At 31.6% G+C, this 22,568-nt stretch carries 20 protein-coding genes and 1 riboswitch; of the genes, 10 read left to right on the top strand and 10 right to left on the bottom strand.

Going from position 1 to position 22,568, the window contains the following annotated elements:
* Positions 1-34: 34 nt before the first annotated feature.
* Positions 35-850 carry an IS3 family transposase gene (locus tag GQR95_RS15750; RefSeq protein WP_233266025.1) on the top strand — a complete coding sequence of 272 codons (816 nt, stop codon included), beginning with the start codon at positions 35-37 and terminating at the stop codon, positions 848-850.
* A 57-nt stretch (positions 851-907) separates the two neighbouring features.
* Here GQR95_RS15750 and GQR95_RS15755 read toward each other — a convergent pair whose 3' ends face one another.
* Positions 908-2,368 (bottom strand): aminoacyl-histidine dipeptidase, encoded by a 1,461-nt coding sequence (locus GQR95_RS15755; RefSeq protein WP_159024042.1) that lies wholly within the window; start codon positions 2,366-2,368, stop codon positions 908-910.
* Between the two features lie 74 nt (positions 2,369-2,442).
* On the opposite strand from GQR95_RS15755, the gene GQR95_RS15760 reads away from it, so the two are divergent.
* Complete coding sequence (locus GQR95_RS15760; RefSeq protein ID WP_159024043.1) at positions 2,443-3,510, top strand: DUF3810 domain-containing protein; 1,068 nt, start codon at positions 2,443-2,445, stop codon at positions 3,508-3,510.
* A gap of 74 nt (positions 3,511-3,584) precedes the next feature.
* Here GQR95_RS15760 and GQR95_RS15765 read toward each other — a convergent pair whose 3' ends face one another.
* On the bottom strand, positions 3,585-4,388 hold the full coding sequence (locus GQR95_RS15765; RefSeq protein ID WP_159024044.1) for a DUF6503 family protein: 804 nt from the start codon (positions 4,386-4,388) through the stop codon (positions 3,585-3,587).
* Between the two features lie 85 nt (positions 4,389-4,473).
* Between GQR95_RS15765 and GQR95_RS15770 the strand changes: the two genes are divergently transcribed.
* Entirely contained in the window at positions 4,474-5,268 is a 795-nt protein-coding gene (locus GQR95_RS15770) for an RNA methyltransferase (RefSeq protein WP_159024045.1), read from the top strand.
* A 27-nt stretch (positions 5,269-5,295) separates the two neighbouring features.
* Positions 5,296-6,531, top strand: coding sequence for a M48 family metallopeptidase (locus GQR95_RS15775; protein ID WP_159024046.1), 1,236 nt, complete (start codon positions 5,296-5,298; stop codon positions 6,529-6,531).
* Between the two features lie 11 nt (positions 6,532-6,542).
* Here GQR95_RS15775 and cls read toward each other — a convergent pair whose 3' ends face one another.
* Genes cls through GQR95_RS15790 form a run of 3 tightly spaced genes read right to left on the bottom strand, consistent with a single transcriptional unit; the run spans position 6,543 to position 9,724 of the window.
* A complete protein-coding gene (cls, locus tag GQR95_RS15780; RefSeq protein ID WP_159024047.1) occupies positions 6,543-8,000 on the bottom strand; it encodes a cardiolipin synthase in 1,458 nt (485 codons plus the stop codon).
* A 2-nt stretch (positions 8,001-8,002) separates the two neighbouring features.
* A complete protein-coding gene (locus tag GQR95_RS15785; RefSeq protein ID WP_159024048.1) occupies positions 8,003-9,247 on the bottom strand; it encodes a glycosyltransferase in 1,245 nt (414 codons plus the stop codon).
* 3 nt (positions 9,248-9,250) lie between these two features.
* Positions 9,251-9,724, bottom strand: coding sequence for a heme-binding domain-containing protein (locus GQR95_RS15790; RefSeq protein WP_159024049.1), 474 nt, complete (start codon positions 9,722-9,724; stop codon positions 9,251-9,253).
* Positions 9,725-9,934: 210 nt separating this feature from the next.
* Between GQR95_RS15790 and GQR95_RS15795 the strand changes: the two genes are divergently transcribed.
* From GQR95_RS15795 to GQR95_RS15805, 3 genes are all read left to right on the top strand, one after another.
* Positions 9,935-10,366: a hypothetical protein gene (locus GQR95_RS15795; protein ID WP_233265952.1), complete on the top strand. Its 432-nt coding sequence runs from the start codon at positions 9,935-9,937 to the stop codon at positions 10,364-10,366.
* A gap of 77 nt (positions 10,367-10,443) precedes the next feature.
* Positions 10,444-11,787 (top strand): adenylosuccinate lyase, encoded by a 1,344-nt coding sequence (gene purB, locus GQR95_RS15800; protein ID WP_159024050.1) that lies wholly within the window; start codon positions 10,444-10,446, stop codon positions 11,785-11,787.
* A 13-nt stretch (positions 11,788-11,800) separates the two neighbouring features.
* Positions 11,801-12,028 (top strand): hypothetical protein, encoded by a 228-nt coding sequence (locus GQR95_RS15805; RefSeq protein ID WP_159024051.1) that lies wholly within the window; start codon positions 11,801-11,803, stop codon positions 12,026-12,028.
* Between the two features lie 51 nt (positions 12,029-12,079).
* On the opposite strand, the gene rmuC is transcribed toward GQR95_RS15805, so the two are convergent.
* Together rmuC and GQR95_RS15815 are read right to left on the bottom strand one after the other, a co-directional pair.
* Complete coding sequence (gene rmuC, locus GQR95_RS15810; protein WP_159024052.1) at positions 12,080-13,471, bottom strand: DNA recombination protein RmuC; 1,392 nt, start codon at positions 13,469-13,471, stop codon at positions 12,080-12,082.
* A gap of 62 nt (positions 13,472-13,533) precedes the next feature.
* Positions 13,534-15,045, bottom strand: coding sequence for a reverse transcriptase domain-containing protein (locus GQR95_RS15815; RefSeq protein ID WP_159024053.1), 1,512 nt, complete (start codon positions 15,043-15,045; stop codon positions 13,534-13,536).
* Positions 15,046-15,512: 467 nt separating this feature from the next.
* Between GQR95_RS15815 and GQR95_RS15820 the strand changes: the two genes are divergently transcribed.
* Entirely contained in the window at positions 15,513-16,178 is a 666-nt protein-coding gene (locus tag GQR95_RS15820) for a hypothetical protein (RefSeq protein WP_159024054.1), read from the top strand.
* A 3-nt stretch (positions 16,179-16,181) separates the two neighbouring features.
* On the opposite strand, the gene GQR95_RS15825 is transcribed toward GQR95_RS15820, so the two are convergent.
* From GQR95_RS15825 to GQR95_RS15835, 3 genes are read right to left on the bottom strand one after another with little or no spacing between them, the layout of a single operon-like run.
* On the bottom strand, positions 16,182-16,976 hold the full coding sequence (locus GQR95_RS15825; protein WP_159024055.1) for an ABC transporter ATP-binding protein: 795 nt from the start codon (positions 16,974-16,976) through the stop codon (positions 16,182-16,184).
* Between the two features lies 1 nt (position 16,977).
* Positions 16,978-18,006: an iron ABC transporter permease gene (locus GQR95_RS15830; protein WP_159024056.1), complete on the bottom strand. Its 1,029-nt coding sequence runs from the start codon at positions 18,004-18,006 to the stop codon at positions 16,978-16,980.
* Positions 18,007-19,164 (bottom strand): ABC transporter substrate-binding protein, encoded by a 1,158-nt coding sequence (locus GQR95_RS15835; RefSeq protein ID WP_159024057.1) that lies wholly within the window; start codon positions 19,162-19,164, stop codon positions 18,007-18,009.
* A 203-nt stretch (positions 19,165-19,367) separates the two neighbouring features.
* Positions 19,368-19,581, top strand: a riboswitch (cobalamin riboswitch).
* A 29-nt stretch (positions 19,582-19,610) separates the two neighbouring features.
* On the opposite strand from GQR95_RS15835, the gene GQR95_RS15840 reads away from it, so the two are divergent.
* Positions 19,611-21,443: a TonB-dependent siderophore receptor gene (locus tag GQR95_RS15840; protein ID WP_159024058.1), complete on the top strand. Its 1,833-nt coding sequence runs from the start codon at positions 19,611-19,613 to the stop codon at positions 21,441-21,443.
* Between the two features lie 10 nt (positions 21,444-21,453).
* Entirely contained in the window at positions 21,454-22,515 is a 1,062-nt protein-coding gene (locus GQR95_RS15845; protein WP_159024059.1) for a YncE family protein, read from the top strand.
* The last annotated feature ends 53 nt before the right edge of the window (positions 22,516-22,568 follow it).

Consider the following 22,568-nt stretch of genomic DNA (forward strand, 5'->3'; position numbering starts at 1 on the left):
ACTCGGGGTAAATAGACAGGTTTATTACAGAGCTATAAAATCCAAAAAGCATAAGCAAAGCTTAGCAAAACAAGTTATAGCTATGGTACGTTCTGTTAGGAATTTAATGCCAAGGCTAGGCACAAGAAAATTATATTATATACTTAAAAATGAATTAAGCAAAGTACATGTAGGTAGAGATAAGTTGTTTAGAATACTCAAAGCAAACCACATGGTTATAAAACCTAAAAAGAGTTATCATATAACAACTGACTCTCATCATAGATTTAGAAAGCATAAGAATAAAATTAATGAGATAGAATTTAATCGTCCAGAACAGGTTTGGGTAAGCGATATCACCTACACTGGGAATAGAAAAAATCCGTCTTACCTTGCTTTAGTTACAGATGCATATTCAAAAAAAATAATGGGCTATGACATATCAAATAGTCTTGAAGTTGGAGGTTCTCTTAGAGCTCTTGAAATGGCTCTAAGAAAAAGAAGTTATAAAGACCAATCTTTAATACATCACTCAGACAGAGGTTTGCAGTATTGTTCTAATGATTATCAGAACTTGCTAAAAGACAAAAATATTATTACAAGTATGACAGAGAAATATGATCCTTATGAAAATGCTATCGCAGAGCGTGTAAATGGTATTTTGAAACAAGAATTTGCAATAGCAACTTACGATACCGATATAGAAACAAAGAAATTAATAATCAAAGATGCAGTCAATATTTACAATAGTTTAAGACCACATTTTTCTAATCATATGCGAACACCTGATATGATGCATAAACAACAAAAATTAAAAAGAAAACAGTATAAATCAAAAAAGCTGAACAATCTTAAGATTGTTCAGCTTTAATTAATATTTTTAATCCTTTAATAATCTGTATCGTTTATTCAGGACTAGACAACATTCCTATTTATTAGGAATCTCTTTTAAAATTTCAAGAACAAACTCCCAATATTTCTGTACTGAAGAAATACAAGCACGTTCGTCTGGAGAATGCGCTCCTTTAATGGTCGGGCCAAAACTAATCATTTCCATATCTGGATAATTAGAACCAATAATACCACATTCTAATCCTGCGTGACAAGCAGCTACATGTGCTTTTTCGCCATGCATTCTTTCGTAAGTAGCATCTAACACTTTTAATATAGAAGAGTCCATATTTGGAGCCCAACCAGGATAATCGCCTGTACAAGCAACTTCACATCCTGTTAATTCAAATGTAGATCTTAATGCATTTGCTAAATCCCATTTAGAACTTTCTACAGAAGAACGCGTTAAACACCCTACTTTTATATGTCCGTCTTTCACTAAAACACGAGCAACATTATTAGACGTTTCTACCAATTCTGGAATATCTGCACTCATACGGAATACACCATTAAAAGCAGCATATAAAGCACGTGTAAATCCTTCTTGAACACCTAAATCCATAATTTTTTCAGGTAATTCTACAGTTTCTACAGTTACATTTAAATCTGGTTCCATTGTTTTTAATTCTTCCTGAATTGTAGATGTTTGTAGTTTCATCTCTAATTCAAAAGCGGCTTGATGTACAGCATCTATAGCTACAATGGCATGACTTTCTCTAGGGATAGCATTACGTAAACTACCACCATCAATTTCAGAAATACGTAACCCGAAGTTTTCAAAACCATCAAATAATAAACGATTTAAAATCTTATTAGAATTTCCAAAACCACAGTGAATTTCCATTCCAGAATGTCCTCCTTGAAGGCCATTAACCGTAATTTTATATCCTAATTTAAATTCAGGAGTTTCTTCTTCTTCGTATGTTCTTGTTGCAGTAACATCAATTCCACCAGCACAACCAACGCCAATTTCATCATCTTCTTCTGTATCTAAATTTAAAAGAATGTTTCCTTCTAAAACACCTCCTTTTAAACCTTGAGCACCTGTCATCCCAGTTTCTTCATCAATAGTAAACAAAGCTTCTAAAGGCGGATGAGCAATGTCTGTACTTTCTAGAATAGCCATAATTGTAGCCACTCCTAAACCATTATCTGCACCAAGTGTTGTTCCTTTTGCACGTACCCAATCACCATCTACGTACATCTCGATACCTTGCGTTGCAAAATCGAAAACAGTACTGCTATTTTTCTGGTGTACCATATCTAAATGCGATTGCATTACAATAGGTGCTTTTCCTTCCATTCCAGCACTAGCAGGTTTTTTAATAATTACATTTCCTACTTCATCTTCAATAGTTTCCAATCCTAAAGACGTTCCAAAATCTTTCATAAAGGCAATAACTTGCTCTTCTTTTTTCGAGGCCCTCGGGACAGCGTTTAAGTCTGCAAACTTGTTCCAAAGTACCTTCGGTTCTAGCGCTCTTATTTCTGAATTCATAATTTCGTTTTAAATGTTACACAAAGGTACATATTAGCAACCACCTATTACAAACATTTACTTATTTTTGAAGCATGCATAAAAACCCAAAATCATATCTAGCGTTTTCGCTAATTCCTGTATATTTCTTAGTGAAATTCTTATCTCATTATCCTGAATTTATAGAACAGTATTACAGTAATGGTATTTATCCTATTATTTCTAAAAGTTTACGTTACGGTTTGGGATGGATTCCCTTTTCGTTTGGAGACTTTGTCTATGCTTTTGCTGTGATTTACATGATAAGATGGTTAATTGTAAATAGAAAACGGTTTTTAACAGATACTCAGTTTTGGCTTATTGATATTTTATCTACAGTAACTTTAATCTATTTTGCCTTTCATTTGTTTTGGGGCATGAATTACTACAGATTACCGCTTCATAAAAATTTAAATTTAGAAGCAGATTATACTACAGAACAACTTTTTAAAATAACAGATTTACTAATTGATAAAACGAATACACTTCAGTCTGAAATTACAAAAAATGATACTATAAAAGTAGAAATGCCATATAGTAAATCGGAAATTATGAAACGTTCTGAGGCTGGTTATAAAAACCTAGAAGCTCAATATCCGCATTTAAAATATCATCCGCGAAGTATTAAAAAATCATTATTTAGCGTTCCGCTTACATACATGGGATTTAGCGGATATTTAAATCCGTTAACAAATGAAGCTCAGGTAGATTATTTAATTCCTACCTATAAATTCCCAACAACAGCTGCACACGAAATGGCACATCAATTAGGTTATGCTGCAGAAAACGAGGCTAATTTTATTGGCTGTTTAGCCACTATAAATAACGACGATATTTACATGAAATATTCTGGTTACGCCTTTGGATTACGCCATTGTCTAAATGAAATTTACAGAAGAGATCCAAAGCAATACGAAATCTATATTAAAAAAGTAAATGTAGGTGTGTTGAAGAATTATGAAGAAACACGTGTGTTTTGGGAAAGCTATCAAAACCCTTTAGAACCTCTTTTTAAGGTTACATACAACTCGTATTTAAAGGCTAACAATCAGCAAGGTGGGATGGAAAGTTACAGTTATGTTGTAGCGCTTTTAGTAAATTATTTTCATAAAAATCTACTTTAAAATAAAAATGTTAACAAAGCGAAATTACACGCTTTGTTAACATTTTAAATATATTGGTATTCTTTATAACAAGATTACTCTATCGTTTCTGCTCCTTCAGGAACATTATAAAACGAAGCATCTTTCTTCTGTTTAGATAATTGCACATTAGAAAACTCAACTTCGTTTCTCACCGCTACAGGTTTACCATCTACAACTTTATACCATTGTATAGATTTTGGTAATTTTACACCATTTACATCTTGCCAATTCCCGTATTTTATATAGTTGAACTTTTTACTTTTTTCTTTAGCAAAAAACGTCATAGTATAAGCTAACCAAGTCATTTCATTTGTTTTAGCATCATAATATATAATGTATTCATCATCTGGAGACGAACCAACTTCTGCACCATAAGAAATTTGAATTCCAGGATATTCTACACCTTCAAAACGTAAAGGTTCTGCTTCACTATATGTAATACCATCATCCGATAACACAAAAGGCATGGCATAGAAATAGAACATTAAATTATAATAAAACTTAGGTTTTCCTTTGTAAGCTACAGTATCCTTAGATTGCAACCACACATCTTTCCCATTAAAACCTAAAATGTGATTTGGCATTTCAATATGTGCTTTTCTACTTTTTAAATCGGTAGTTGTTATTTCTGCACCGTCTGGTTTTTGCATTGTAAACTCTAAGGTTTCCATAGCATTCCAAGTAGCCAAACCTCCATGAGCTTCAAATACTTTTGTAATATTTTCTGGATAGCTTTTAGATACTTTTTTTGGAGTTGCAACGTCCTCTGTAGATTGCTGCTCTGTCGTTTTCTTTTCGGCAGATTGCTTACAAGAAGCAAAAGCTAAGATTATTAAAAGTAGTAACGTATTTTTCATAGTGTTTTATAATGATTTATGTCCTTTGACGAATTGAAATGGCATTAATTACATCTAAAACATTTACTTTTGTTTTTTTTAGGTTATGAAAGAGATCACAAGCATTCAAAATAGTTACATCAAACAATTAGTTCAATTAAAAGAAAAGTCTCGAGACCGCAAGAAATCTGGACTATTTATAATTGAAGGGCAACGTGAATTGTCTCTAGCTCTAAAAGGACATTACGAGATTGAAACCCTTTTATATTGTAAGGATTTGGCTGAAAACATACACCTTGAAACGTTAACGTCTTCTAACACAGAGATTATTCAAGTTTCTAAAGATGTATATCAAAAATTAGCCTATCGTGATACAACTGAAGGCGTGCTTGCAGTAGCAAAAACAAAAACTTTAGAATTATCAGACTTGGTATTCGACAAACCCAATCCGTTAATTTTAATTGCAGAAGCTCCTGAAAAACCTGGAAATATTGGTGCTTTATTAAGAACTGCAGATGCTGCAAACGCAGATGCATTTATTATCGCCAATCCGAAAACAGATTTATATAATCCTAATATTATTCGTTCTAGTGTAGGTTGCGTCTTTACAAATCAAGTCGCTTCTGGAACTACAGAAGATATTATTTCATTCTTAAAATCTAAAGACATTAATATTTTTTGTGCAGCCTTACAAGCTTCTAAACCCTACCACACTCAAGATTTTACAACAGCGACTGCTTTAGTTGTTGGTACAGAAGCAACGGGATTAAGTCAGGAATGGCGAGATCATGCTACACAAAATATTATTATACCAATGCAAGGCGAAATAGATTCTATGAATGTATCTGTAGCTGCAGGAATTTTAGTTTTCGAAGCAAAACGCCAGCGCCAATTCGCTTAATTTTAAGATTTATTACGCCTTTATATTATGACAGCAACAACGCTTTTCTATATTATTATAGTCTTAATTCTTATCGATTTTATAATCGATAAAGTTCTTGACACCCTAAATGCAAAACATTTTAATGATGCTTTACCTTCAGATTTAGAAGATGTTTACGATGAAGAAGAGTATAAAAAATCGCAACGCTATAAAGCTACAAATTACAAGTTCGGAGTTTTAACGTCTACTTTTTCAATTGTCTTGACATTGGCTTTTTTAGGATTAGATGGTTTTGAATATGTAGATAATTTTGCAAGAAGCTTTAGTGAAAATCCTATACTAATTGCCATAATTTTCTTTGGAATAATTATGATGGGAAGCGATATATTAACAACACCTTTTGCTTACTACCAGACATTTGTAATTGAAGAAAAATTTGGGTTTAACAAAACAACTAAAACTACGTTTTTAATAGATAAAATTAAGGGATGGCTTATGTTAGCTATTATTGGTGGTGGTCTTTTAGCACTTATTATTTGGTTTTACGATATTTCTGGCAAACATTTCTGGCTATATGCTTGGGCTTTAATTGCTGTATTTAGTTTGTTTTTAAATATGTTTTATGCCAAACTAATTGTTCCTTTATTTAATAAACAAACACCGCTTGGAGAAGGTAGTTTACGCGATAAAATTTCTGAATACGCAAAAACTGTTGGTTTTAAATTAGATAACATTTTTGTAATTGATGGTTCTAAACGTAGTACTAAAGCAAACGCATATTTCTCTGGATTTGGAAGCGAAAAACGAGTAACACTTTACGACACACTTATTAACGATTTAAGCGAAGATGAAATTGTTGCTGTACTAGCACATGAAGTTGGACACTATAAAAAGAAACACATTATTTTTAATTTAGTTGCTTCTATATTATTAACAGGATTAACTCTTTTTGTGTTATCCTTATTTATTTCTAATCCGTTATTATCTCAAGCTATTGGAGTAGAAATTCCAAGTTTTCATGTGGGTTTAATTGCTTTCGGATTATTATACAGTCCAATTAGTGAGCTTACAAGTTTAATTATGAATATATTCTCCCGTAAGTTTGAATATCAGGCCGACAATTATGCGAAAGATACACACAATGCAAAAGACTTAATTAGCGGACTTAAAAAATTATCTAAAACCAGTTTAAGCAATTTAACGCCGCACCCAGCATACGTATTTATGCACTACTCTCACCCTACTTTGTTTAGTAGAATTAAGAATTTAAAACGCAAATAAGTCTTTAAGAATTAAAGCAAAGGTGATAATAATCGAGCTAATTTTTCGAGCAGTTCGTGGTACCAAGAACGCGCTAACCAACGTTCTAAGTTAATTTCACTGGCATCGTTTAAATCGGTATTAAAGGCATCTTTAAGTTTCTTATTTACATCCTTATCATAAATAATTGCGTTGACTTCAAAATTTAAATCAAAACTACGCATATCCATATTCGCAGAACCTACAATAGCAATCTCATCATCTACAGCCATGGTTTTTGCATGAATAAACCCTTTTGTATAACGGTATATTTGTACACCAGATTTCATTAACTCTTCGTAATATGAACTTGCTGCAGCATTAACCACTTTAGAATCTGAAGTTCTCGGTACTAATAATTTAACCTTAACACCACTCATAGCCGCAATACAAAGTGCATCCATAATACTTTCGTTTGGCACAAAATAAGGTGTTGTAATTAAAATTTCTTCTTCTGCTAAACTAATGGCTTGTAACAAAGAATATAATATGGTTGGTGTTTTAGAATCTGGCCCACTAGCAGCAATTTGTACAGCAACATTACTTGTGGTTTCAAAAGAATCTAAATTAGGAAAAAACTCGTCTTTAGGTTCAATATCGCATTTGGCACAAAAATTCCAATCACATAAAAACAAATACTGAAGATACCATACAGCAGGACCATGAATTTTTAAATGGGTATCTCTCCAAAAAGGAAATGGTTTTGTTTTAATATCATTTGTATACGTATCACTCACATTAATTCCGCCAACAAATCCTACACGACCATCAATGACAATAATTTTTCTGTGGTTTCGGTAATTCATCCGATTCGCCAAATAAATCAGTTTAATTTTATAAAACGGATACGCTTCAATTCCAGCAGCTCTTAAACGATAAACCATGCTTTTACGAATAGAGCTACTGCCATAATCGTCGTACATGAATTTAACCTGCACACCTTCTTTTGCTTTCTGTATTAAAAGTGTTTCAATTTTTTTACCAACAATATCTTCTGTAAACACATAATATTCTAGGTGTATATGATGTTTTGCCGCTTCAATGGCCTTATAAACTTCTGGGAATTTTGTTTCACCATTAATCAATAAATCAACTTCATTTTTATTGGTTAACGGACTAGAAATATCGTTAAATAATAAACGGATTAGCTTTTTATTAGACTCTAAAAGTGATCCTCTGTTTTTTATAATTTGTTTAGCATAATGCTGAAGTTGAAGCTCTAACTTACGTTCGAATTGAATATTACTAAACAGTTTTTTACTATAAATCTTACTGTTTCTATAATTTACTCCAAATGAAAAATAGAATATAATTCCAAAAACTGGAATAAAAATGACCACTAATAAATACGACAATGTCTTGGTAATATGATTTGTATCATAAATAACACGTAAACATACAATGGCTACAATTATGACATAAATAACCTGAAAAGCTGATAGAAACTCCATACTTAAGTACTGCTAATGTGCTTATTTTTTTCTTCAATCCAACGCGACATAAACTTAGTACTTTGCATGCTATGATGCTGCAACATACGTCCTGTAAAATTATGTAACCGATGAGATTTTAAATCTTTTTGAAGTTCTTGAACACGATTTATAAACTGCTCCCGAAAGTACAACTTATTAAAACGCGAATTCAAACTTTTAAACCCCAAGTGTTGTTTTTTTTCCCAAAGAGATTCATTCGTATATAATTCTAAAATTTGTGATGTAAATACCTCAGCATCATCTGCAATAAAACCATTAGGTTCTAAACTTCCAAACATGCCTTCTGCAGCGATTAAAGACATGGCACAAGGAGTACCATTTGTCATGGCGTCTACCAATTTTCCTTTTAAACCTGCACCAAAAACCAAAGGTGCAATACAAATTTTAGCGTGTTTCATTACAGCGTTTACATCTTCTGCAAAACCTTTTATAAAAAAACGATCTTTTGGTTGATGTAACTGATTTACTTTTTGGGTTGCATAAGAACCATAAATATGTAGTTCTGCTTTTGGTAATTTTGATTTAATTAATGGCCAAAGGGTGTGCTTTAAATATAACACCGATTGATAATTGGGTTCGTGCAAAAAGTTACCAATGGTTACAAAATGCTCACGTTCACTAAAATGTGGTAATTTATGTTGTTCTACTTCAGAAATACCGTCTAACATAAACGGGATATAGAGTAAAAGATTAGAAGGTACGTTGAATTTCTGAGTAAGAATATCAATCTCAATTTCAGAAATCATTACAGTAACATCGCATCTATAAATACTTGCTATTTCTCGTTCTGCAAAATCGTTAAACAAATAATTATCATTAAAACAAACCTGATCTTTATATGCTTGTTGTCGCCCTTTTCTTAAACAATGTAAATCTTCGGTATCTAAAATCTTAAGTGCATCTGGACACTGTTCTGTAACGCGCCAACCAAATTGTTCTTCCATTAAAAACCTATCGAACAACACAATATCAGGTTGCAACGCAGCTATAAACGTATCGAAACTAGAATTGTTTAATTCTATATTTTTTTCGTCTATTCCTAAAGATTCTAAATCTGCTCCTTGTTCGCTTTTACTACTCGGACTTGTAAATGTAATGTGATAATTTTGTAATTGAAACGCCTCAATAAGCTGTAACATTCTGCTTCCGGCTGCAGACGATTTTGGCTCTGGCCAAACAAAACCAATAATTAATACGTTTCTCATAAACTATTCTGGCTGTGGTAATAATGTAAATTTAATACGCACATGTTCTGCCCATTCTTTTACAGAATCTATATCTGCATCAGATAATCTAGCAGCTTTATGTGTTATGGTATAAGATTCTAAAGGCATGTCTTTAGCTTCAACCATTTCTATTAATTCTTCAAATTTATGATCTTTTTTCTTATTAGAATAGCTATCCCAAGCACTAAAATCTAAATGTTTTTTTCCATCATTTACATGACCTGCCATCCAATAATTAACAGGTGTAAAATCGCTATACCAAGGATATCGTGTGTGGCTACTGTGGCAATCGTAACAGGTTTCTTCTAAAATAGCTTTAACATGTTCAGGCGGGTTAGTCTCTGTTAAAAAAGGCTCTACAGATGTTAAATCTCCCATGTTTTTTTCTGGCCCAAAAAATTGTGCAATTATAAATGCGACCAAAAGAAGTAAGAATATTTTCTTAATACTTTTCATTTTTTTAATTTTATATAATAAATGTATAAAAATTAAGTGACTACAGCACAACTTTACGAACAATTTACAAATGTAAATCACGCGCAAGAAAAACGATTGTATTTTGCAAATTAGCTATTAAATAAGCCTGAATTAATTTCTAGTGCATTATACCTGCTTTTTAAAACAGACCATAAATTATCTTGTAAAGCGGCTTGGGTTTTAGAGTTTATGTGTGTCGAAAATTTAAACGCATTACTACCACATTTAGACACTTTTATAGCGCACATACATACTGTGCATTTAGACTCTGCTGTACGGCCTGTTGCCAAAATTTGTCAATATTTAGCTCTGGACAACAGTAAAAAAGAAAATACAATTATAAAACACGCACTCTTACCAATATATAAAGAACGTATTATTGCGGTGTGTTTAGATTATATGATTAGCGACCAAAAAGTAGCAGCTAAAGCCTACAGCATGACTACTTTGTATCTCTTGGGTAAGGAATTTGAATGGATTCATCCGGAATTAACTATTATTTTAGAGCGTGATTTCCAAATACAAAGTGTTGCTTTTAGAGGCCGAGCAAGACAGATTTTAAAGCGTATTTATTCTAAAAAACAGAAGACCATAAAGGATACATTTATGTTAAAGATTTAATAAAAGGATTTTATAATATCTTCATAAATAGGGAACAAAATGCGTATATTAGCGCCTTTAAAAAAAACACACAACACATGTCAATATCAACACTTAATGCTATCTCGCCAATTGATGGTCGCTATAGAAGTAAAACAAGTTCTTTAGCACCTTACTTTTCTGAAGAAGCTTTAATTAAATATAGAGTTCAAGTAGAAATTGAATATTTTATTGCGCTTTGCGAAATTCCATTACCTCAACTTAAAGAATTTAACAGTAATCTTTTTGGAGATTTACGTGAGATTTACAAATCGTTTTCTACAGAAGATGCGTTAGCAATTAAGAAAATTGAAAGTGTTACAAATCACGATGTTAAAGCCGTAGAATATTTCATTAAAGAAAAATTTGATGCTTTAAATATTTCTGAATTTAAAGAGTTTATCCATTTCGGATTAACCTCTCAGGATATTAACAACACAGCAATTCCTTTAAGTATAAAAGAAGCTTTAAACGAAGTGTATATTCCTAAGTTTTTAGCTTTAAAAGAAAAATTAGAAAGTTTAGTTGAAGCATGGAGCGATGTCCCTATGTTAGCAAGAACTCACGGCCAGCCAGCCTCTCCGACACGTTTAGGAAAAGAAATTGAGGTATTTGTTGTGAGATTAAATGAGCAATTTAAATCTTTACAAACAGTACCACATGCTGCTAAATTTGGTGGTGCAACAGGAAATTACAATGCACATCATGTTGCTTATAAACATATTGATTGGAAAGAATTTGGAAATAGTTTTGTACAAGATGTTTTAGGTTTACACCACTCGTTCCCGACAACACAAATTGAACATTACGACCATATGGCTGCTTTGTTTGATAACATAAAACGTATAAACAACATTATAATCGATTTAGATCGCGATGTGTGGACTTACGTTTCTATGGAATATTTTAAACAACGTATAAAAGCTGGTGAAGTAGGAAGTTCTGCAATGCCACATAAAGTAAACCCTATAGATTTTGAAAATAGTGAAGGAAATTTAGGAATGGCTAATGCCGTATTTGAATACCTTTCTGGGAAATTACCAATATCTAGACTACAACGTGATTTAACAGATAGTACTGTATTAAGAAATGTTGGTGTGCCTTTTGGACATACATTAATTGGATTTGAATCGACTTTAAAAGGATTAAATAAATTGCTTTTAAACAAAGACAAATTTGCTTTAGATTTAGAAAACAATTGGGCTGTAGTTGCCGAAGCCATTCAAACTATTTTACGTCGCGAAGGTTACCCTAACCCTTATGAAGCTTTAAAAGGTTTAACACGTACAAATGAAAAAATAAATCAACTATCTATTTCTAATTTTATTGATACCTTAGAAGTTTCAGACACTATTAAATCTGAATTAAAAGACATCACTCCTAGTAATTATACTGGAATCTAAATTTTAAATTGATATGCTTTCTGATAAAACGTCATTTATATTAACTGTTGCTGTCGCTTTCGGGTTTTCAATTTCTGGTATTTTAGATATTTTAGACAACTTTGTAGTCGTAACACTTTTACTGTTAGGCTTTGTTTTAGTTGTTGTTAATCTATTTACCTACGAGAATATTCAGATTGAAGAATACGATAAACCGACTAATAACGAAGAAGACTTTGACGTCGATATAGAAGATTATTAAAATTATCAATATAATTCATAAAAAAAGCAGCTTATAACTAAGCTGCTTTTTTTATTCCTCTTCTTCAAGTGCGCGTTTAACTATTGGCTCTGGAAGTGATTTCTTTGCCTTAGCTCCCATTTTTTTAAGTTTTACTACAGTTGTAACCAAATTACCACGGCCATCTACTAATTTATTCATCGCTGCAGAATAATCTTTTTTAGCATCGTCTATTTTCTTTCCAACACTCGTTAAGTCTTTTATAAGACCTTCAAATTTATCGTAAAGCGAACCCGCAAGTTTAGCAATTTCTAAAGCATTACGCTGTTGTTTTTCATTATTCCACATACTATCTATAGTACGTAAAGTAGCCAATAAAGTTGTTGGTGTTACAATTACAATATTCTTTTCGAATGCTTTATTATACAACGCATTATCTTCATTTAAAGCAATGGCGAATGCAGGTTCTATAGGAATAAACATTAATACAAAATCTGGTGATTCAATATCGTACAGGTCTTGATAGTTTTTTGCCGAGAGCTGTTCTACATGCCTGCGAATAGAATTTACATGTGCTTTTAAAAATGTAGCTTTATCAACATCTTCATTCGCATTTACATAGCGTTCATAATCTGTTAAAGACACTTTAGAATCTATAATCATTTTCTTATCATCTGGAAGATGTAACACCACATCTGGCAAGACACGAGAACCATCTACGCGTGTAAAATTTTGTTGTACAAAATATTCTCTATCTTTCTCTAAACCAGATTTTTCTAACACACGCTCTAAAACCAATTCGCCCCAATTTCCTTGCATTTTACTGTCTCCTTTTAAGGCACGCGTTAAATTGGTGGTTTCTTTAGTCATTTGCAGATTAAGATCTTTAAGTCCTAATAATTGTTCTTTTAAAGCCGAATGCATACTGATGCTTTCCTTCTGAGAATCGTCTACTTTTTTCTCAAAACCTTGAATTTTTTCTTGAAGCGGATGTAAAATATTTTTAATATTCTCTTTATTCTGAAGTGTAAATTTTTCAGATTTTTCTTCTAGAATCTTACTTGCCAACAACTCAAAATCTTTACGCATTTGTTCCTGTTGCTTAATTGCATCTTTATCGCGTTGCTGGTTTTGTTGTTTTAGGTTTTCAAATTCCGAATTTCTACGTGTTAATTCAGTATTTAAAAAATCTTTTTCGCGTCTAATTTCTTCACGTTCCACTTCTGTTTTTGAAACTAAGGCCTTTAACTCCGTTAATTTATTTTCAAAATTTTGTTGTTGCTTTTCTCGATCTATTTCCGAAGATTGCTTGACTTCCAAAAGTTGTTGTTGTAAGTTATGGTTTCGCTCTTCTAAAGTACTTTTTTCGCCTTTACTTTTAAGTTTAGCTATAGTAAGTCCAACAAAGGCTCCCACAGCAGCAGAAACAATTATGGCTACTAATAATATAATGGTATCGTTCATAAAATAATATTGAGATGTAATATTGTAAAAGTAATAAATTATAAAAGTTCTATTTTTCTGAATCAAGAATCTTTCTTAACATTGGAAAAATCATATTTTTTTAATGTTTCCTGAAGAATTCTCCAATGGTTACGTAATTGCCTTTTTATTTCTGGAGCTTCTAAATCATCTGAGGCTCGATATGCATATCTTAAATAATTACCTCTAAATTTTCTGTCAAAATAATCAGTTTTTGCTTTGCCTTCTATATAATTTGTACGTTTAGCGGGAAGCATTCTAGATTTCTCACCTTTATAGCTAAAAAGTCGATATAGTTTTCTTTTAAAAATTGGAGTTTCATCTAATAAATGCTTTTCTTTTATAGTTTCCACCCGTTTATGCTTTCGTTTTACGGTTTCCTTCATTTCTCTATAAAACTTAGCCAAGTTTTTAGATTTAATTAATGTTTGATAACCATAAAATTCAAACCCTAAATAGTTTAGAGGTAGATTTTCTTTTAAACGATTATCCTTTTCAATTTTGTAGGATTGCAGTCGTCCATTATTTATTTTAAAAAGTGTTTTCTCAGTTTTTTCTAAGGAGACCGTTAATTTGTTTTTTAGTATTTCACTTTCAACAAACTCCTCAATTAATGCGATTTGATTTTCTTTACATAGCATAACAATATCATCTGAATATCTCCTATAAAATACATTATGCTTTAAAGTCAATTCTTTTATAACAGCTTCATCAAAAGCAAGCATATAAATATTCGCTAATAATGCACTAATGGGTAAACCTTGAGGTATTCCCATTAGATTTTTATCACCATCTTTTTTTTGATTTTTATGAATTATGACATCAGAGTCAATGAGATCTTTTATACTTTCAAAAAAAGTATGTTTGCCATTTTTTCTAAATTTCGACAATTCTTTTTCATCGAAATGACCATTTTTAGTTTTAAGATCTTCTAGCTTCACATAAGAAAATCTGGTTGTTGCTTTAAAAATATTAAAGTGATCTTTAGGTAACGTTTTGTTGCCTAAAATTTTGGCCCAAGCAAGCTTTAATTTTTTGTGATTTAAACTTGGGAAGAAATTTTCTATATCTAATACAAGTGCAACACAATTTTCTCTACTTTTTATCTCATCGAATACATCCTTTGCAAAATGAACATTATTTTTAAACTTTAGTTTGTCTTCTGTTTCTATTTGTCTGTATGCAGTTATAGAATTAGATAGTAAAGGTTTTTGCTTTAGGTAGGCCTCATATTTTGGGGTAATAATTTGTTGAGCATAATATGAATAAATATGCGCATCTAAATGTGTAGCATACCGTATTTCTCTAATTTTTGTATTAGTTACAACGTTTCCGCCTTTACTCTTTTTGTGTGAACGTCTCTCTACCCCATTAAAATCAGATAATTTATAACGTCTCTGTTTAATTTCTTTTGAGATGAGTGGAGAAAAAGAATGTCGAGATACTTGCTGTGGGTTCTTTACATAACGCTCGACGTTCTTCCTAACAGACATTGGTGTCTTATTAGTAAAATGCGGGTAACCTCTATCTTTAAACCAATCTTTATTCTCTCTCATAATAAAAAAAGTAAAGGAAGCTCTCGCACGTATTTATAACAAAATAAAACCTACATCTTAAAAAGATTGAACCATTAGCCGAGTTCTCGACTCACGTTGCAATTGTACGTCTAATAGATAAACACCTAAATATGATAGAATTTACCTTAACAATAATTAACTTAGTTAAAGAAACCTTTGAAACACACCAAACCATTGGGTATATCACTGTTCTAATAAGAATTATTGAGGTAGTGACGTCACTTCCGAAGATAATTTCTTATCTGGATGTAACGAAACCTAAAATAATACGTCTTTCTTAATCTCCATATTTATTATCCCTCATCTTAAGAAAAGGTAGGATTAAGTGATTGATTAAAAACCAATACAGCAGTTCAACAAATGTCTTATTTTTTAACTAAAGAACTCCCTTACTTTAACAGTAAATATACTATTATTCTTATCTTTAAGAAAATAAAACAACTATTATGAATGCATTTGGAATAGGAGATATTGTAACATTAAGGTCACATCCATTATTTAATGGAACCCCACAAAAAATTAAAGAATTCCCCGCACAAGTGCCCCCATTAATGTTAATCAAGGAAGTGATATTTGAAAGAGAAGATAAAAAGAAAATTTATAGTGACGTCATTGAAAAAGCACAAATAGCGGATTTAGTGAAATATGTATGCGTTTTCTTTAATGCGAATAAAAGTGAATTTGTTGAAAAGGAGATTTACCATTCTTTCTTAGATTCTTATTTAAAATTAAAATATTATAGAAAAGAGGAAACGGAAAATGGAAAAAAAATAATCCAAATTAAAAAACTAATTGAAGAAGTTGCAGATTACAAGAAAGCTGAAGATTATGATTTTGGAAAAAGAATTCAATTTAAAACTAAAAAATTAGAACATAGAAAATCTTATAGTAATTCATTTGAAAGAGTACCTGGTACATCATTCCAAACCCCTGATTTTATATTATCTGGAATAAAGAATGAGGAACAAAAGGATTTGTTTTTTCAGGATAGCAAACCTAAAAGACTAATGACTAAGCAATCCTATAAAGTTATGTGGTTTAATCACGCTCAGCAAAAATTTAGTGAGCACTATTTACCTAAAGAGTTTTTTGTAGAAAATTTAGAAATTTAAACTTTATTTATTAACTCGAAAACTCCCTGTAACCTCATCAAACTTAATTAAATCGTCAGGAAACAACGTAGAAAACACTCCTTTTTCAATTAAATTACAAGGCGAATCTGAAACGACTTTTTCGGGTGTCATGACAATCATTTTATCGCAAAGCTGAATAGCTAAATCTATTTCGTGAGACGAAAATAAAATGGTTTTCCCTGTTTCTTTTGCTAATTGTTTAAGCAGTTTCAATGTGTATGCTTTATGATACATGTCTAGATGTGTTGTTGGTTCATCCAGAATAATTAAATCGGTATCTTGAGCCAAGGCACGAGAAATCATAACTTTTTGAAGTTGACCATCGCTTAACTCAAAACACTTTTTATGTTTTAAAGATTCTATATTGGTAAGTTGTAATGCATGATTCACTTTCTCTAAATCTAAACCCGATAATGTTCCAATCCAATTGGTATAAGGCTGTCTACCTAAAGCGACCAACTCGAACACCGATAAATTTTTAGACGTTAGTTTTTCGGTAAACACAATACTTAATACTTGTGCCAGCTCTAAATTATCATAAGTTGTAACGTCTTTATTATTTATGAAAACCTGACCCTTTAAGGCTTCTTGTGTGTTTGTTAAGGTGCGTAACATGGTAGATTTTCCAATACCATTTCCGCCCACTAAACCAATCAGTTCTCCTTTTCCTAAAGCAATATTAATTTCAGAAGAAATTACATGATCCTTTTTTTTAGAACGATAACCTATAGTTAAATCTTTTGTTTTTAAAATGATATGTTGTTTGTCTTCCTTCATTTTAAAACATTAAATTTCGTTTTCTAACTAATAACCAAATCACAATTGGTGCTCCCACTAAAGACGTAATGGCATTAATAGGCAATGTATAATCACTATTAGGAATTTGTGCAATGGTGTCGCACACTAACATAATAACACCACCTAATAATATTACGGCTGGTAATAATATTTTATGATTGGATGTATTAAAAACCAAACGTGTTAAATGCGGAATTGCTAAACCTATAAAGGCTATCGGACCAGAAAAAGCAGTAATAGTTCCTGCCAATAAACTTGTTGCTAAGATGATGAATAGTCGGCTTTGTTTTAAATTCAATCCTAAACTTTTTGCATAATTATCGCCTAATAACAATGTATTTAATGCTTTTATAGACGCTAAACTTAGCACTAAACCAATAGTATAAATTATAGCAAACACACCTACTTCCTGCCAAGATAAATTTCCTAAACTTCCAAAGCCCCAGAATACATAACGTTGTAATTGTTCGGCAGAACTAAAATAAGACAACACACCTACAATGGCACCTGTAATACTTGCAAACATAAGTCCGATAATTAAAATGGCCATAGTGTCTCGAACTCTAGACGATACGATTAAAACAGATAATAACACAAGAAAACTCCCTAAACTGGCAGCGATAACTACACTCCATTTAGAGGTTAATAATATTGCAAATGTGCCACCAAAAAGTCCTGATCCTAAAATAACAATGGCAACACCTAAACTCGCTCCGGAACTAATTCCTAGAACAAATGGTCCCGCTAAAGGGTTCCGAAATAAAGTTTGCATTAACAAACCAGAAACTCCTAATCCAGAACCTACTAATAATGCTGTAATGGCTTTTGGCAACCTATAATTCTGAATAATATAACTCCAAGATTCGTTTGAAGGTGTACCAAACACACTTTCAAGTACACCATGTAAAGGTATAGACACAGAGCCTAAACTAATATTAATAAAAAAACAACATAGCAGCACTACAGAAAGTGCTATAAATGTTTTATTGTATGAGTGTTGATTTGGCAATTAATTTAATGTTTTAAAAAAGAATAATTCGTAATCTTTAAGCAGTTCTGGGTGACAAATTTTAATAAGATCTTTAAGCACTAAATCGGGTCTGGATTGTCCCAATTCATAATACAAAACGCCACCTGTTTCGCCTTTAGTATTAGACATGGTATAGATTTGTTTGTCCTTAAAAGCATTAAACTTGGTATAATGTGTGTTCGATTTTTCTAAATCTTTATAACTAGAATATATAGAAGGATTAATCCAAATATTCGCTGCTTTAGCTTTATTAAAAACAGTCTCGAAATTTAGAGCTAAACTACCTACTCCTTTTGTGTTTTTCCAAAGATAATTTGCATTTGCATCTACTAAAAGTTGTGCTTCAGGGCTTGTACCATTTGGCATGTACCAAATATCTTTATACATGGCACCACTAAATACACTCGGTTTTTTAGCGACATGTTCGGCTAACTTTTTAGCTTTTAAATATTCTGTTTCAATAGTATTATATACAGAATCTGCCTTTACTTCTTTATTAAAAAGCACACCAAATAATTTTATCCATTCAGCTTTTGCTAAAGGAGAACCCTCAACCCAATCGCCATTATAAATTACAGGAATATTTGCTTTTTTTATAGTCTCAAGAGCACTGTTATTACCATCTATACCAAAAGCAATAACAACTTCGGGATGCAATTCTAGTAAAACTTCTGTGTTTATACTCTCGTTTTTTCCAAGCTCACGAACCTTACCGGCATCTATTTGAGCTCTTATTTTTTCTGAAGACACATATTTATTTCCAGGAAAACCAACTAATTTTTGTTCCTCATCTAATAATTCTAAACTTGGCAAATGCGTGGTAGATGTAACCACGATACGTTCTATTGGAATTGGAATTACAGCTTCAAAATCATCTGAATTTAAAACAACTTTATCTTTATTTTCTTTATCGACTAAAGCAAATTTAAAGGTCTTATCGGCTTTTGGCCACGGACTATAAATCTCTAATACTTTATAATTCTTATACGATGTAACCGAAAATCCTTTCGCATGTTTTAGAGGTAACTTAACACCTTGTTCTTGTACAACTTTAATTTTTTTTACCTCGTTGTCTTTACAACTAAAAATCAAGACAAAAAAGACTAGGAATAAAGACCTTAATTGAAAAAATTTCATTCTCTATGGGTTTAAAATGAATATATAATAGTGTTAAAACAAAGCATTAACTGAACCTTTTTAACACTAAAAACACTTCAAATGTAAGCATATAAAATTCAGTCAAAATAAAATAGTTGTTTTTTTAATTTATAACATTATCAAAAAAGGCTATCCTAATTACAAAAAAGAAGGTTTTACATTACAATTATAATAAAAGCCTTATTTTTGCAGCGAATTTTGGTTCATATCATATAAAGTGATGGATTAAATGGGAATTGAGTGAAATCCTCAAACTGTTCCCGCAACTGTAATCTTAGTTTTGCTTAGCAAAATGCTTGTTATTAAACTTCAATATACCACTGATTTTAATTTAAGATTGGGAAGGTAAATAACAAGACGAGAGTCAGGAGACCTGCCAAATTCTGCTTAATTAACCGACTTTCGGGCAAAGAGTCTTAAGATCTATGAAAAAAAAATTAACCATCCTCTTTTTATGTATTGCATGTTTCCCTGTTATTCTAGGTGCACAAACAGATACTATTCAAAAATTAGATGAAGTTCTAATTACTGCAGATGCCCAATTAAAAAACTTTAGTAATACGCAATCTGTTTTAGTTTTAACAGATAGTGTTATCTCTATAAACCAGCCTTCATTAACAGCGTTACTAAATTATAATACTCCTATTTTTTTTAAAGAAAATGGATTAGGCATGGTGTCTTCGCCTGCTTTTAGAGGAACTACAGCACAGCAAACAGCTGTAATTTGGAATGGAATAAACATTAACTCTCAACTTAACGGGCAGACCGATTTTAATACGTTAAACACCTCAGACTTCAATTCCATAAGTGTGCGTAGCGGTGGTGGAAGTGTAATTTATGGTAGCAGTGCGATTGGAGGAAGTATTCACTTAAACAACACTTTTGATTATACTGAAGGTTTTAAAAACACAATAAAAAGTAGTTACGGTAGCTTTAACACCTTGCAACTTCATTACAACGGAAATATTGTTACTAAAAATTTAAGTGCCAATGTTGGCATAAGCAGAAATAGTTCTGATAATGATTACGATTATGTAGATTCTGATGAGTACAATGAAAATGGTGAATTTTACAATACCAGTTTAAATGCTAATATTAGTTACCGATTAAATAACAACAACGTATTAAAATTATATAGTTATGCCTTTGATGGTGAACGTCATTTTTCGTTAACTAATTCTAACGAAACTCCTACAAAATATAGAGATTTTAATACACGAAATTTAATTGAATGGGATGGTTTTTATAACAAAATGACTTCAAAATTAAAACTAGCTTACTTAACAGAAGAATATAAATATTTTGCTAATATAAATTCCGACTCTCATACTTTTGGAAAGGTAAATTCTATTATTGCAAAATATGATTTCACTTATAATCCTTCAGAAAACATTACAATTAATGCTATTGCAGATGCCACACAAAATAAAGGTAAAGGTTCTAGCATAGAAAAGGAAACTAGAAATATTGGAAGTTTAAACCTATTATTTAAACACCAATATAATACGTGGTTTTTATACGAATTAGGATTAAGACAAGAAGCCACAAATACTTATAACAGTCCGTTTTTATATAGTTTAGGACTTCAATTTAAAGTGAACAATCCCTACTCTATTACTATTAATGGTTCTAAAAACTTTAGAATACCAACGTTTAACGACTTGTATTGGGAAGACAGCGGAAACCCAGATTTAAAACCAGAAACATCGTATCAGGCAGAAATAGGAAATCATCTTAAATTAAAGCATACCACCTTATCTGTAACAGCATATTATAATGATATTACAGATATGATTCGTTGGATATACAACGGCTCGCTTTGGCAACCTACAAATACAGATCATGTTATTACTTATGGTTTAGAAGGTGTTTTTCAATATTCTAGAACAGTAAAAGACCACACCTTTACACTAAACAGTACGTATGCGTATACGATTTCAGAAAATCAGGAAACAAAAAAACAACTTACTTATGTACCTTATAATAAGGTAACGGCTAGTTTAGGTTACAATTTTAAAAACGTATCTGCATTTTACCAATGGTTATATATTGGTAGCCTTTTTACGACAACAGATAATATTTCTAAATATAAAATAGACGATTATAATCTCTTTAATATAGGAGTAGATTATACGTTTTCTAACACTTTTACATTAGGAGGAAAACTTAATAATATTTGGAATACGAATTACCAAGGTGGCTCTAACAGATATATGCCAGGAAGAAATTATTCAATTTACTTAAACATTAATATTTAACTATTACACTATGAAACAAATAAACAAATTTTTTACCATTGCTTTTGCAAGTGCTGCATTATTTAGTTCTTGTAGCTCCGACAGCGACGATGATATTACAACTTTACCAAAAGGAGATTACGATAACGGATACATAGTATTAAACGAAGGACAATTTGGAACTGCAGGAACAGCAGGAATTAGTTTTGTTGGAGACGATAAAATTATTGAAAATGATGTTTACACAACCGTAAATCCAGATGCTACAGATATTGGAAATGCATTACAAAACATATTCTTTGACGACGATAATGCTTATATTATTTCTGGTTCTGCGAATCAAGTCACAGTTGTAGACCGTTATACTTTTGAATATAAAGCGACTATAGATACAGATTTAGTTTCACCAAGATATGGTGCGATTGCTAATGGAAAAGCATATGTAACAAACTCTAATGGCTGGGACGATGGTTCTGACGATTTTGTAACTGTTATTGATTTATCAGACTATTCTACAACAACTTTTGATATGAAAGTTGCTGAAAAAGTAATTGAAGAAGATGGTATCCTTTATTTCGCTAACGGCTATTATGGAAGCGGACAACAAGTAACTGTTTATAACCCAAGCACAGAAGAATCTGTAGAAATTGATTTAGGCGATGGAAATACTCCTAACTCTATTGTTGAAGAAGATGATGCACTTTACGTATTAACAACTAATTATAATGGTACTGCCAATATTTTTGAAATTAGTATGTCTTCAAATACCATTACAGATACTATTGATTTAACTGAGACTGCACCTAATGCAAAACAATTAACTATTGAAGATGATACCTTATATTTTACAAATGCAACTACGGTATTTGCACTTGATATTAATGGAACAACTCCAACTGAAATATTATCTTACACCTCTACATCTGCTTTTGGTGCTATGTACGGTTTTGCAGTAGAAGACGACACAATTTATATTGCTGATGCTGGTGATTTTGCTTCTGCAGGAACAACTTACGAATACTCTTTAACAGGTACATTATTAAATACATTTACTGCAGGAATCGCTCCTAATGGATTTTATTTTAATGACTAATTTATAATACCATAAATGTATTATTAATCGATATAAATCGTCTGAAAAATTCT

The organism is Formosa sp. L2A11, from assembly GCF_009796865.1.
GTDB lineage: Bacteria > Bacteroidota > Bacteroidia > Flavobacteriales > Flavobacteriaceae > Formosa.